Annotated in this window: 9 protein-coding genes; 2 read left to right on the top strand and 7 right to left on the bottom strand. The window is 60.7% G+C overall.

What is annotated here, in order from left to right:
- Positions 1–159: 159 nt before the first annotated feature.
- Together ACSQ36_RS22880 and ACSQ36_RS22875 are read left to right on the top strand one after the other, a co-directional pair.
- Complete coding sequence (locus tag ACSQ36_RS22880; protein WP_213762063.1) at positions 160–1,068, top strand: LysR family transcriptional regulator; 909 nt, start codon at positions 160–162, stop codon at positions 1,066–1,068.
- Between the two features lie 1,016 nt (positions 1,069–2,084).
- Positions 2,085–3,215, top strand: coding sequence for an IS110 family transposase (locus ACSQ36_RS22875; RefSeq protein WP_436180774.1), 1,131 nt, complete (start codon positions 2,085–2,087; stop codon positions 3,213–3,215).
- Between the two features lie 512 nt (positions 3,216–3,727).
- On the opposite strand, the gene ACSQ36_RS22870 is transcribed toward ACSQ36_RS22875, so the two are convergent.
- From ACSQ36_RS22870 to ACSQ36_RS22840, 7 genes are all read right to left on the bottom strand, one after another.
- Entirely contained in the window at positions 3,728–5,209 is a 1,482-nt protein-coding gene (locus ACSQ36_RS22870; RefSeq protein WP_436183699.1) for an alginate export family protein, read from the bottom strand.
- Entirely contained in the window at positions 5,206–6,141 is a 936-nt protein-coding gene (locus ACSQ36_RS22865) for a glyoxalase (protein WP_436183698.1), read from the bottom strand. Before ACSQ36_RS22865 ends, ACSQ36_RS22870 begins: the two co-directional genes overlap by 4 nt.
- 69 nt (positions 6,142–6,210) lie before the next feature.
- Positions 6,211–6,453, bottom strand: coding sequence for a DUF1427 family protein (locus ACSQ36_RS22860; RefSeq protein WP_436183697.1), 243 nt, complete (start codon positions 6,451–6,453; stop codon positions 6,211–6,213).
- A gap of 49 nt (positions 6,454–6,502) precedes the next feature.
- Complete coding sequence (locus tag ACSQ36_RS22855; RefSeq protein ID WP_436184922.1) at positions 6,503–7,144, bottom strand: HD domain-containing protein; 642 nt, start codon at positions 7,142–7,144, stop codon at positions 6,503–6,505.
- Positions 7,145–7,235: 91 nt separating this feature from the next.
- Entirely contained in the window at positions 7,236–9,113 is a 1,878-nt protein-coding gene (locus ACSQ36_RS22850) for an amidohydrolase family protein (RefSeq protein ID WP_436183696.1), read from the bottom strand.
- A gap of 144 nt (positions 9,114–9,257) precedes the next feature.
- Positions 9,258–9,896, bottom strand: coding sequence for a hydrolase (locus ACSQ36_RS22845; protein WP_213762058.1), 639 nt, complete (start codon positions 9,894–9,896; stop codon positions 9,258–9,260).
- A gap of 180 nt (positions 9,897–10,076) precedes the next feature.
- The gene (locus tag ACSQ36_RS22840; protein ID WP_436183695.1) at positions 10,077–12,959 is read right to left on the bottom strand and encodes an ATP-binding protein; all 2,883 of its coding nucleotides are present in this window, start codon (positions 12,957–12,959) and stop codon (positions 10,077–10,079) included.
- Positions 12,960–13,141 lie beyond the last annotated feature (182 nt).

Genomic DNA, 13,141 nt, shown 5'->3' with positions numbered 1-13,141 from the left:
GCACGGACGCGGCCTGAATTGATCTGAAACGCACCGCACAAGAGGCCCCATTCCGGTTACATACACAGTCGATACACGATCGGTTCACATCGACACACCAGACACGCCAGACAACGCGTGAAGCGCATCCTCGGTCAGATTACAAAATGGAAAGCTGAAATGAAGCTGTCATTCGAAGTCCTCGAAGCGCTGGACGCAATCGATCGCACCGGCACGTTTGCTGAAGCGGCCGAATTGCTGCACCGGGTGCCCTCGTCCCTGAGTTATCTCGTCCAGAAGCTCGAAAGCGATCTCGACGTTGCGTTGTTCGATCGCACTGGCAGGCGCGCGAGGCTCACGCACGCGGGACGTGTCGTGGTCGAGGATGGCAGGCGGCTGTTGCTCGCAGCCGAACAACTGGAACAGCGGGCGCAACGCATTCAGGAAGGCTGGGAGGCGGAGCTGCGAATCTGTATCGACGAGATCCTGCCGCTCGATGCTTTCTGGCCCTATGTCCACGCGTTCTACGACCTGAAAATGGATACGCGGCTGCGTCTGTCGAGAGAAGTGCTCGGTGGCACCTGGGACGCGCTGGTTACGCGGCGCGCGGATCTTGTGGTCGGCGCGGCCGGCGAGCCGCCGCATCTTCCGCATCTCGTGGCACGCCCGGTTGGGTCGCTGCGGCATGTGTTCGTGGTCGCGCCTGATCATCCGCTTGCGGACCTGCCCGAGCCGCTTGGAATAGATACCGTCATGCGTTATCGCGGCGCTGTGATCAGCGATACCTCGCGGGAGTTGAGGCCGCGTTCGGTCGCGACCGGGACCACGCAGGAATGCATTGCGCTGCCCACGCTTAGCGCCAAGCTCGCCGCACAGTGCGAGGGTTTGGCGGTGGGTACCATCCCGGAGTGTCTTGCTGCGAAACCGATCGCCGAGGGTAAGCTCGTGCCTAAGCGCGTGACGGGCATGCGAGAAGTCACCGATTGTTATCTTGCATGGCGCGACGATGAAACCGGGCGAGCGCTGCGCTGGTGGGTCGAGCAATTGGATCAGCCTGATCTGATCGATCGATTCATAGCGCGCATATGACGGGGTTGGTTTTCGCTCGCGATTGGGGGTGGGTTTTGGGGGGCCAGGTTCTTGGGGTTAGCGGTTGGGGTTGATGCCGGGGTGGTCGGTTCTGGGGTTAGCGGTCGGGGTCTATGCCGGGTTGCTGCTTTGAGCGTTAGTGGTCTGCGAGAGTCGGATTTTCTCTTTATCACTGTTAGCCACTGTGCGTGGCGGCACGTCATTTCTTTGTCCAAAGCGACAAAGAAACGAAGCAAAGAAAACGCTTTCAAACCGCGCTACCCTAAGTGTCCACAGCGTGCAGTTTTGATTCATAGGTGCCCCAAAAGCACGGTGCTCGCCAGAGCGGAGGATGTGTGAACCCCTCCTTCTCGCGAATCCTGACACGAACACGCTTCGCCCCGTACGCTCTCGGGCAAGCACCATTGCTAAGGAACCCGCACGGCCTTACAGGTATTTACGGCTGCGGTTTTTTGACAGGTTAGCTACCTGGTCTGTGCGACCGTATTCATAGGCCACAGCTTCATGCGTGTTTGTGTTTACTGCTTCAGTTTTTGTGAATTGGCTGCGCGTTCTGTACGGCTATTTTCGTCGGTTACGGCCACCCGCATCTTCGCGACCTCGTTTTCCAGCAGGGTTGGCGACGTGGTTCGAGGCGCGTACATATTCGGAGGGGGGTTATCCGCGGATAGCGCGGGGTGGTCCTTGGGCAGGTTCAATCACTGGTGGCGAAGCGTGTGGGTATCGGTGTTCGGAGAAGGAGGGGTTCACACATCCTCCGCTCTGGCGAGCACCGTGCTTTTGGGGCACCTATGAATAGAAACTGCACGCTGTGGACACTTAGGGTAGCGTGGTTTGAAAGCGTTTTCTTTGCTTCGTTTCTTTGTCGCTTTGGACAAAGTTAGTATGACTTCCGTGAGCAGTAAGGGCTGGCCCCCGTGGCAGAGCTAAAACACGCGGGTTAGCATAGTGCCAGAGCCGTAACAGTGAGGGCGAACCCGTCACTCATAGGTTTTGTTTCCAACCCGGAGGCCAGCATGCAAAACGATATCACGTTATTTGTCGGACTGGATGTTCACAAAGACTCGATTACAGTTGCCTACGCGCTGGGCAGCGGCGAAGTCGAAGTGCTCGGCAAGATCGGCACGCGCTCTCGCGATATTGATCAGTTATGCAAAAAGCTTCAATCCAAGGCTCGCCACGTAAAAATCGTTTATGAAGCCGGTCCTCTGGGCTATGACCTGCAGCGCCGCCTCGCTGCCAAAGGCTTCGAGTGCATGGTGTGCGCCCCCTCGCTGATCCCGCGCAAAGCCGGCGATCGCGTGAAGACCGACCGCCGCGACGCGCTCAAGCTCGTGCGCTCACTGCGCGCGGGCGACCTCAGCGCCGTGCATGTGCCCACCGTCGAAGACGAAGCATTTCGCGATCTTGCGCGTGTCTGGGCCAGTACGCGCGATGCCCTCAAACGCGCCCGCCAAGCGTTAAAATCGTTCCTGCTCGCCCACGCCGTGCGATACGCGGGCACGGCGAACTGGGGACCGGCGCATCGACGCTGGATCAGCAAGTTCTCGTTCGGCAACGCATGGCAGGACCTCGCCTTCACCGAGTTGCGCCGCGCGATCGAAGACCGGTTTGCGCAGTGCGAGCGGCTTGAGTCGGCCTTGCGCGAAGCGGTGCCGCAGTGGCGCTTTTATCCCGCCGTGCTCGCCCTGCAAACCATGCGCGGCATCAAGTTCACCACCGCCGTTGGCTTGCTCTCGGAGATCGTCGATGTGACGCGCTTTGCCCATCCTCGGCAGTTGATGGCGTGGCTGGGCATAACGCCTTCAGAATACTCGTCGGGGGGCAGCCGGCGCCAGGGCAGCATCACCAAGACGGGCAATTCGCTTGCGCGAAAGTTGCTGATCGAGGCCGCCTGGAGTTATCGGCATACGGCCCGGGTGAGTCCCGAGATTCAGCAGCGTCATGAGGGCGTGCCCAAGGTGATTATCGATCGCGCCTGGGACGCGCAGTTGCGTCTGTGTGGGCGCTTTAGAAGAATGGTGGCGAAGGGCAAACTCAAAAACGTGGCGGTCGTCGCGATCGCTCGCGAACTCGCCGGGTTTATCTGGGACATCGCCCGTCTGGGCATGGAGCAGGCGATCAACAACTCCAGAGCGGCTGTCTAAACCAGCAAAAAACAGTTTTGCAATCATCGAAAAGGCAGTTTCCTGAAGGCGGCGTAGCCCGGCATCAGAGTTACCCGCGGCATTTCTTTGCAACGGCTTATCAACGGTTCACGCCGACTTGCGCACAAAGTTAGCGGCAGGCTCACGAGACGGATCACTGTAATGCGGTAACCAACCCGCGAATATCAGATTGATTCACCGTCGAGTGTTACTGCTACGCCGCCCTCAGGAAATTGTAGGAAGAGAAAAGATGACCACAGCTAAAAACACCTGTTGACACGGAAAGTCATATCAGAAATGACGTGCCGCCACGCACAGTGGCTAATAGTGATAAAGAGAAAATCCGACTCTCGCAGACCACTAACACCGAAAGCACCAACCCGGCATTGACTCCGACCGCTAACCCCAGAACCGACCAACCCGGCATAGACCCCGACCGACCGCTAACCCCAGAACCGACCACCCCAGCACTGACCAACCACTAACCCAAAACCCTCGCACTCCCCCCACCCCTACCACCCATATTTAATCTCCACCCCAACATAATCGGCATTACTGCCACCCACCTCGCGGATCGCATCGCCGACCTGGAAATGCACCGCCTCGACCGAGCCGATCAGATTCGCCGCAATAGTCCAGTCCGCGCGCAACTGCACATACATGCCCGTCCACAAGCTCCCATGACCAGCCGTCCCCGGCACCGGCACGGAACCTTGCGCATACACAGCATCGGCCGTGGTCGCGCGCCACTGAAATCCGACAGCTGCCAGCAAAGACAAATTGCTAGCCGGCTTCAACGTGATACTCGGCTTGACGTGAATCAGATTGCTGTAACCGGTATAACCGGCAAGCGTGAAATAGTATCCATTCGGGAACAACGGATTGAACGTCCCGATCCGGCCATCACCCGGATGACGGTCACCGGACGCCGCATCGATCTGAATGCCCGCACGCGGCGTCCCAGGAACGTCGCTGAAGGTATAACCGGCCAGCGACCCGAGCGCCCACGCACCAATGGTGTCGTTGCCCACGTGCCCGCTTTGCAGCATGGTCTCGACATCCCAGTCCACCCGTCCAGCCTTGCCGGTGTAACGCAGGTCGAATACATCACGATGCTCATCGCCCGTCGCATCAATAAAGTGCGCGTTGTCGCGGTTATAGCGCGAGTAGTATCCCGACAGGTCACCCGGTCCCACACCCTGACGCTCAAAGCGCACGCCGCTGAATGTCAGGTGCCGGTTCGAGACGTCATCGAAGTTGCTGACGTCCCGGTTCTGCACAGGCTGCGTGGCATAGGCGATAAAACGCCAGCGCTGGATCTCCCAGTCGGTCCAGAGCCCATCGAATGCCTGCCGGACGTTCGGGCCGTCACGGACCGAAATGAAACGCTGCAAATCGAACGCCATCTCCTGACGCCCGAGCCTGAACTTGAACGTGCCGCCACCCAGCGCTCCGACGTAGGTGATGAACGCCTGCTCAAGATCAAGCGGGTTCTTGTCGACCGGTGTCACCGAATCCTTGCCGTACGGCTGAGCATCTTCGATCTGCGTAAAGATCTGCAAGTGGTCGCCGAGGTGGATGTCGGCGTGTACTTCGGCGCGCTGCAGCAGGTACGTATCGCCGTGGTTCCCGCCGACCCCGAACAACGCGGCGTTGTTCACCTCCAGCCGCTCGCGCAGGTTCGCACCGAGCGACAGGTACGAGGCCGGATCGCCAACCAGCGGCATGTACTTGAGGCCATCCAGCGGCTCGCGCGGCACGCACGGATTCGCGAGCACCGACCAGTCCTCTTGCCATCGATTGAACAAGACAGTGGGGCGTTTAACGTCGCAAGTCGTCACTGGCGCGGACGCAGGCGGCTGTGCATCGCCGGCATCCGATGCAGCGCGAGCGTCCATTGCCGCGACGCTCGTACTCACCGCCAGCGTGAAGCCGGAAAGCGCCATTAATCGCCGCGAACGGCCCGAACACCGCGAACGTCGCGTCTGGATCATTGAGCGGCTGTGTCGTGGATCTCGGCGATATACCCCCCCGGGAATTCGACAATCGAGGTCTTGCCCTTGCCGGTCTGGTACGGCGCAAACAACACCTTGGCGCCCGCCGCCTCGGCCTTCGCCAGCGTCGCCGCGAGGTCGGTCACCTGGTAGCCGGTCGTCTCGCGCCCGAACGGATACGGGAGCTTGCCGTCGGTGACGAACACCATCATCTTGCCGAAGCCCGATTCAATCCGGATGCAGCGCATGGTCTCGCCCGGACGACCGATGACACCGGCGTCCGCATGCCGGTCGTCGGAGACCACCTTGCCTTGCGAGAACCGCACGAACCGGCGCACGAAGCCATCGACGGCAAAACGGGACATGTACACGCGATTGTCCGGCACCGATTCAAGCGGCCCGTACGACGGCGCTTTCGTATGCCAATACAACTGCATGTTCAAGCCGCCGGGCCAGCGGATCAGCGCATCCTTGCCAATCGGGTCGTCAAATGGCTCGACGGTCACATCCGCGCCCGCGGCACGGGCCGCGTGCACGGCCTGGTCCATGTCGGTCACGAGATAGCCGGTGCGCTCGTCGCCGAACGGATACGGGATCGGCGTCTGGAACGCAAACACGGACAACATGCCGACGGGCGTCTGCACGTATTGCGACGCGGTCTTGCTCGGCGTCGGCGTCACGGTGAAGACCGCACGCGGTGATGCCTTGCCGCCGAAGGTCGCCAGGAAGCTGTTGACGAATGCATCGATATCTTCGTTGGACACATACACGTGAGTCGTATCATACTGAGGACCGACGGATACGTTCGTGCTCGCCGACGCGGGCTTGAGTTCGGCTGCGGCCTGGGCAACACCGGGCGCGCTCGCTGTGCCGAGCAACACGCAGGCAAAGGCGACTGCGGCGGCAAGCCGAGAGACGGGAATGCGCGACATGAAAAGCTCCTGTTTCTATTCGGTATAAAGGGAGATAAGACAGCGCTAAAAAGCAGAGTGCTTTTTAATTCACTTGGTGCGTCCCGGGTCAGCGCCCGGCGCCGGTTTCGCGGCTGCGGGCGTCTCCAGTTGCTGGACCTGAACACTGTCCGGGAACAGGTGCGCGCGCACCATCGGTATCGTATGTTCCCCTAGCACGATCCCCAGCAATCCTACGAGCGCGATCAACGGCGGTGCGGGTGATTGCACGCGCACCAGGCAATACAGCAGGCCGACCACGAAGCCTGCCGCAAGCGAAATAAGATAGGGCATCGTCAAGCCTCTTTTCCAAAAGCTACCCAAGCCAATAAAGCGGGGAACGCTACTCTTTCCAGTCGGAGCCCAGGATCAAGCCGCAGAAATTCATACGCCGATAGTTGGGATCGCAGCGCTCGAGCACGTCGGCGTAGACCGTACCGAATGTTGTTGCGGGACGGTTCGCCATCGCCTGCGCGAACACATCGATGATCTGTTCCTTGAAGCCCGTGCCGCGCGGATATTCGACCAGCACCGCGTTGCGCTCCAGGCGGCCGACTTCATCGAAATGCATGCCGAGCAGATCCGTTTCGACCCCGGCTGCAACCAGCCCGGTCAACTCGGACACGTGCGAACAGATGCCGAACGTGGTGTGCAAGGCGATGGCATTCCAGACGTCGGCGATATCGTCATCGGGTACGCCATAACCGCGCAGAAAATCCCTGACCGCGTTCGCACCGTCCACCTCGAAGCGTATCTGGGAATCGCGGTAGAGCGTGGTCAGGCCCATGTCATGGAAAAGCGCGGCGACGTACAGCAACTCGGCATTGAAGACGAGCTGCCTGCGAACGCCGATCAGCGACGCGAACAGGAACACCCGCGATGAATGGCGATAGAGGATATCCGGCTCAATCGCGCGCGCGGCGGCAGCCGCCGCACACGCCATCTCGCTGTCTGGAATCGTGATTCCCGCGATGCGCTTTGTCATCGTCATCGCCCTCTCCTTGCCCCGGCCTGCACGATACGTCTCCTCATGCGCCCTCAAGCAACCTGAATCGTCCTTAATCCGCCTTGACGCATCAGAACGCGAAACAACTGCAGCCGAGCGCACCCCAGAAGCCGTTTGGATCGCTGACCGGCACCTGTTTTTGCCATGCCCACATGTGACCATGAGCATGAATGCCGCACAGGTTGGCGCAACTGTCGGCGCACGCCTGCTGGACGATCGTGACGGGCTGGTATCGGCTATAACCGCCGAACTCCGCCACCGGCGACCACGACGGACTGACCGGCAACGGCGGCGGTCCGAGCGCGCTGAACTCGGCGTCCGCATGGACGACCTTGCCATTGACCACGGTCAGCACCGACGACAGGTACTTGATGCGCGTTTCATCGACCGTGAAATAGTCGTCGGTGAGTGCGGCGAAGTCCGCGAACTGTCCAGGCACCAGCGCGCCCTTGCGGTCGTCTTCGCCCGAGAACCAGCTACTGCCAACCGTGTAGCGGCGCAGCGCTTCCATACGGTCCAGGCGGTCCTGCGGTGCATACATCTGCATGCCACCGACCGTGCAGCCCGACACCATCCAGTACAGCGAAACAAACGGATTGAAACTTGCCACGCGCGTGGCGTCGGTACCTGCGCCTACAGGCAGGCCTGCTGCCAGCATCTGCTGGATTGGTGGCGTTCTGGCGGCCGCCTGCGCCCCATAGCGATGGACAAAATACTCGCCCTGAAACGCCATGCGATGCTGGATGGCGATGCCGCCGCCAAGCGCCGCGATACGGTCGATGTTGCGCTGTGAAATGGTTTCGCAATGGTCGAAGAACCAGCGCAGGCCGTTGAACGGCGTGTCCTGGTTGACACGTTCGAACACGTTCAGGAAGCGGTCGACGGACTCGTCATACGTTGCGTGCAGACGGAACGGCCAGCGGTTCTGGACAAGCAGCCGAACGACGGCTTCCAGTTCCGCTTCAAGCGTCTCCGGCAAATCAGGACGCGGCTCGAGAAAGTCCTCGAAATCGGCCGCCGAAAAGACCAGCATTTCACCTGCGCCGTTCATCCGCAGGAAGTCATCGCCTTCACCTGGCTTGGTCATCTTCACCCAGCGCGCGAAGTCCTCGATCTCCTTCTTCGCGTTCTGCGTGAAGAGGTTATAGGCAATGCGCAGGGTCAGCTCGCCGCGTTTAGCCAGCGCCATGATCACGGCATAGTCGTCGGGATAGGCCTGATATCCACCGCCCGCATCGATTGCGCTTGTGACGCCGAGACGGTTGAGTTCGCGCATGAAATGCCGCGTCGAATTCACCTGGTCGTCGTAGGCAAGCTTGGGTCCCTTCGCCAGCGTCGCGTACAGCAAACCCGCGTTGGGGCGCGCTATCAACATGCCGGTTGGATTGCCGCGCTTGTCGCGCTGGATCTCGCCGCCCGGCGGGTCAGCCGTGTCCTTGGTATATCCCACTGCACGCAGCGCCGCCGCATTCAGCAATGCGCTGTCATAGAGATGCAGGATGAACACCGGCGTGTCTGGCGCAATGGCGTTGATCTCGTCCAGCGTCGGACCGCGGCGTTCGGCGAACTGTAGTTCGTTCCAGCCACCGATCACGCGTACCCACTGCGGCGCCGGCGTGCGCGCCACTTGCCGGCGCAACATGTCGAGCGCATCGCCAAGCGACGGCACGCCGTCCCAGCGCAATTCCATATTGAAGTTCAGGCCGCCTCGTATCACGTGCAGATGCGAGTCGTTAAGCCCCGGAATTACCGTGCGCCCTTTCAGGTCGACGCGTTGAGTGCCGGCGTGGGCAAATTGCATCGCGTGAGCGTCGGTGCCGGTGGCGAGAATTTTTCCGTCCTTGACCGCGAGTGCCGTCGCGAAAGATCGCTTGTCATCCTGGGTAGCGATCTTGCCGTTGAAAAAGATGGCATCCGCGGACGCGGCGGCAGGGGTTGGCGCTGTCATCGTCGTCCTCATGCTTTAGAGTGCGCAACGGCGGCGAGCGGGTTCCACCGGAAGGTGGGAATCACCGATCGCGGCCGCGTGTTGACGTGCTGGTTCGATGTACTTCTTCGATGTGCTTCTTCGATGTGCTTCGGCATCCTGCCTTCAGCCGCCCGCTTCGCTCGCGTGCTCGCCGAGGATCTGCTTCGCGTAACGCACGCCAATACCGTAGGCGCTATGTGCCTTGAAGATATCCATGCAGCCGTCGTAAGTCTCGCCGCGAGCCCAGTCACGTTGCAGCTCGCACATGAATTGCAATGAGGTCATGGGTACAGCGCCCGCCTGGATAATGCGTTGCACGGCACGCTCATGTGCTTCTTCCGTGATGTCGCCGCAAGCGTCGGTCGGGACGTAGATCTCGTAGCCAGCGGCCAGCATCTGCACGGTCGGAAACGTCACGCAGACTTCGGTCCACAAGCCGGCGATCACGATCTTCTTGCGCCCGGTCGCTTCAATGGCGTTGCGGAAGTTCACGTCTTCCCAGGAATTCATCGAGGTACGGTCAATCGGCTTTTGTTCGGGAAAGACGGCCTGAGGTTCCGGGATGAACTCGCCGCTGAAAGTCTGTGCGGCGATGGTCGTGAGGATCGTGGGAACCTTGAACAGCTTGGCGGTTTTCGCGAGGACCTGCACGTTATGCACGATGGTCGTACGATCGTGCGAATGCGTGCCGAAGAACATCTGCGGCTGATAGTCGATCAACGCGAGAGCACAAGTGTCGGGGGTGAGTAATTCATGCGGCATGGAATGCTCCTTGGTCTGGCCTCAGACTGAATCGGGACGGCGACGCACGCCACCGTGGGAAATGTCGGTAACCGGGATGGCAGGCATGAGGCGCACATGACGCACATGAGCCGCATCTCGATTCCGGTTCGAGGCTACAGAGAAGAAGTATTAAAGTCCTGAGGACGACCTGAATCCTTCTTAAAGGATCGAGCCGCTCGTGCGTGGACGCGCAGCAAGGTCGCGTTCGGAGGACGACGCGGGGGAACCGTTCAGCGGCGGGACGATATAGCCGGGCGCAGCAATGCCATCGCTGTGCTCAGGCATAGGTACGTCAGGTAACGGATGAGGCAACTGCATTTCGCTTGCATCGCCCAGCCTTTTTTGAAGTTCACCGAGGCTTGCGGCTGCACGGCGTTCGAGTTCACCCGCACCTTGGCGCGCCGCGTGATCGCGTGCGGAGACGAACCACGATTCGGCGTCCGTCGTCTGGCGCGCAGCAAGCGCGATCTCACCCCTCACCCCGCACAGTTCCGGGTAGTACCAGCGTTCGCCCGTTTCCTCGCAATGACGAAACGCTTCGTTGATCGCGGTCGCCGCGTCGTCACGTCGGCCGGCAGCCAGCGAAGCCCGTGCGAACTGCGCAAGCAGCAGCGTGAGCGGTGCAAGAAAACCGCTCTTGCGCAATGCGTCGAGCGACGCGCGGAACTGTGGCAACCGGCACTGGCCTTCGCCGGACATCGATTGCAGGTATTCCTCATAGCAGTCGCAGCAAGTCGCCCAGATCGCGAACCCCGCGTGCGACGCGCGGGTTCTCAACATCGCGATACCAGCCTCGGCAACGGCTTGGTCAAACGTCAGCAATGCGACCGGTATGAACGCCTCGACGAGGACATAACATGTCACCATGTCGTGCTCGTATTCAAGCGCGGCATCGAGCGCATGGTGTGCGAGCTTCAACGCTTCTTGTGTTTCACCCTGAACCCATGACACACGCGCAAGCGTAGCGCGCGCGACAATACCGTGATCGATCCGAAAGCCGACCGTGTTCCAGCGATGCCAGCCATGCACGTACGCGTTAAGCATTGCCTCGAGCTGCTCGCGGGCAGCGGACGGCTCGCCTGCATAGTGCAGCGCAATGCCTTCGATCCGGCAGCCGATGACACACTGAGTCCGGTTCTCGGACTGCTGTGCAAGCGCGCCGAAGCGGCGCGCGAGCAACAGCGCCGCCCGTGCTTCGCCGCCGTACTGGTAGGCGTTCCACAAACCCCACAGGGCGCGGGATTCGAACTCGGTATCGCTCGCAGCCACAGCGAGCGACAGCACCTCGGACCAGACATCGCGGAGCGCCGCTGTCGGCCCCTCCGTGTATACCAGTCCCGCTGCATAGGCTGCCAGGAGCCGCAGCTTCGTGCTGACGGACACGCTCGCGGTATCGGCATGGCTGGCGGCATCGATCGCCATGCGAGCCCGCTCGCAGCACTCGTCCACGAGCGAGACATCGAAGAGAAACGGCACAGCCATCGCAGAGAGCTCGATGCCGACCGACCGGTCCCCACCGGGAGAAAATGCCCAGTCAAGCGCGGTACGCAGGTTGCCCACTTCCTGGCGGAACTCGGACAGCCATTCGCCGGGCGGACGTTCTGTGAGGTGGTACGCAGCACGATCGAATACTGTACGCACCCAGGTCGCGTGCGCCAGCGCGGCAGCCTTGCGCTCGCCGTTGTCTTCAAGTTGCTGCAACGCGTAGGCCCTCGTGGTTGCAAGCAGGCGATAGCGCGACGGCACGGCCCCGCTATCGTGAATCACGAGCGACTTGGAAACCAGGCCCCCAAGTGCATCGAGGATTTCGGTTTGCGAAAAACCGTGGGCAGCCACCATGTGACAGGCTGCATCGAAGGAAAATCCGTTCAGGAATACACCAAGCCAACGCAGCAAAGTGCGCTCGGTATCGTCGAGAAGACGATAGCTCCAGTCGAGCATGGCCTTCAACGTCTGATGGCGTGGCAAGACGCCCCTGAAGCCGCCCGTCAGGATACGAAAGCGCTCATCGAGATGGTCGGCCAGCACTTCAATGCCAAGCACGGCCGCGCGCGCCGCCGCGAGTTCGATTGCAAGCGGTATGCCGTCGAGCCGGCGGCATACAAGGCCGGTGAGAAAGATGCTGCGTTCATCAGAAGAAAAGCACGGATCGATCGTGCGGGCGCGGGCAAGGAATAGCTGCACCGCACTTGTCTGAAGGATCTCGTCGCTAAGGCTTGCATCCTGGGGCACATCGAGCGACGGCACGTGATACAGCACCTCGTCCTGAATGCGAAGTGCCTCGCGGCTGGTCGCCAGCACACATAACGCGGGGTTCGCGGCCGTCATGGCGCGCGCTATCTCCGCAGCCGCGTCGATCACATGTTCGCAATTGTCCAGCACGATCAGCATGCGGCGGCCGGCTGTTTCCGCTCCGATCAGATCGGGCGACAAGCGCCCGGCAGGCAACTTCATGCCAAGTGCACCGGCGAGTGCTTCCAGCGCGAAACGCGCATTCGACACCGAAGCAAGCGGCACGAACACCACGCCGTCCGGAAAACGCATGGCGGACTGAGCGGCAACCTCCAGCGCAACCCGCGTCTTGCCGATACCGCCCGCGCCAACCAGCGTGAAGACCCGCGCGGCATTCAGTGCGTCCAGCACTTGCGCAACCAGTTGTTGCCGCCCGATCAAAGCCGATACGCCGGCAGTAAGCACGGTCGAAGTGCAGGGCAACAAAACTGCGGCGTCCTCACGCTGCGAGGGTGGCTCTTCATGCGCCGGTATCAGCCGATAACCGCGGCCCGGCACCGTCTTGATCAAATCGCGATCCGCGCCGAGCGCCTTGCGCAAAGCAGCAATATGAACCTGCAGATTGTTTTCCTCGACCACCGTGTCGGGCCATACGCGACGCATGATCTCGTCCTTCGAGACCAGCGTTCCCTGCGCGCGGATCAACAGCTCGAGAATGTCGAATGCGCGGCTGCCGATGCGCAGCGACTCGCTGTTAAGCTGGATTTCCCTGCTTTCGAGGGAGATGAGAAGTTGCCCGATCCGGACCATCGCACGCTCGATTCCGAAGGGTGATGGATGAAAAAACGGGTCACTGCGCTAAGCGATTCAGTTGGCAGATCTTACGGCACGGACACGAAGGAAAGATTGAAAAATTTCGATTCGACCCATCGAAATTCTTGATGTGTTTCGTTAGAAAAATAGGCGAGCGGCGCAATGTAAGCAACCTGGTA

Source organism: Caballeronia sp. LjRoot34 (assembly GCF_964253815.1).
Classification (GTDB): Bacteria; Pseudomonadota; Gammaproteobacteria; order Burkholderiales; family Burkholderiaceae; genus Caballeronia.
This window is presented reverse-complemented; position numbering and strand designations above follow the sequence as displayed.

What these genes read in the sequence shown, in the direction of transcription:
- ACSQ36_RS22880 (WP_213762063.1), top strand. Translation starts at nt 160, where the DNA reads ATGAAGCTGTCATTCGAAGTCCTCGAAGCGCTGGACGCAATCGATCGC.
- ACSQ36_RS22875 (WP_436180774.1), top strand. Translation starts at nt 2,085, where the DNA reads ATGCAAAACGATATCACGTTATTTGTCGGACTGGATGTTCACAAAGAC.
- ACSQ36_RS22870 (WP_436183699.1), bottom strand. Translation starts at nt 5,209, where the DNA reads ATGATCCAGACGCGACGTTCGCGGTGTTCGGGCCGTTCGCGGCGATTA.
- ACSQ36_RS22865 (WP_436183698.1), bottom strand. Translation starts at nt 6,141, where the DNA reads ATGTCGCGCATTCCCGTCTCTCGGCTTGCCGCCGCAGTCGCCTTTGCC.
- ACSQ36_RS22860 (WP_436183697.1), bottom strand. Translation starts at nt 6,453, where the DNA reads ATGCCCTATCTTATTTCGCTTGCGGCAGGCTTCGTGGTCGGCCTGCTG.
- ACSQ36_RS22855 (WP_436184922.1), bottom strand. Translation starts at nt 7,144, where the DNA reads ATGACAAAGCGCATCGCGGGAATCACGATTCCAGACAGCGAGATGGCG.
- ACSQ36_RS22850 (WP_436183696.1), bottom strand. Translation starts at nt 9,113, where the DNA reads ATGACAGCGCCAACCCCTGCCGCCGCGTCCGCGGATGCCATCTTTTTC.
- ACSQ36_RS22845 (WP_213762058.1), bottom strand. Translation starts at nt 9,896, where the DNA reads ATGCCGCATGAATTACTCACCCCCGACACTTGTGCTCTCGCGTTGATC.
- ACSQ36_RS22840 (WP_436183695.1), bottom strand. Translation starts at nt 12,959, where the DNA reads ATGGTCCGGATCGGGCAACTTCTCATCTCCCTCGAAAGCAGGGAAATC.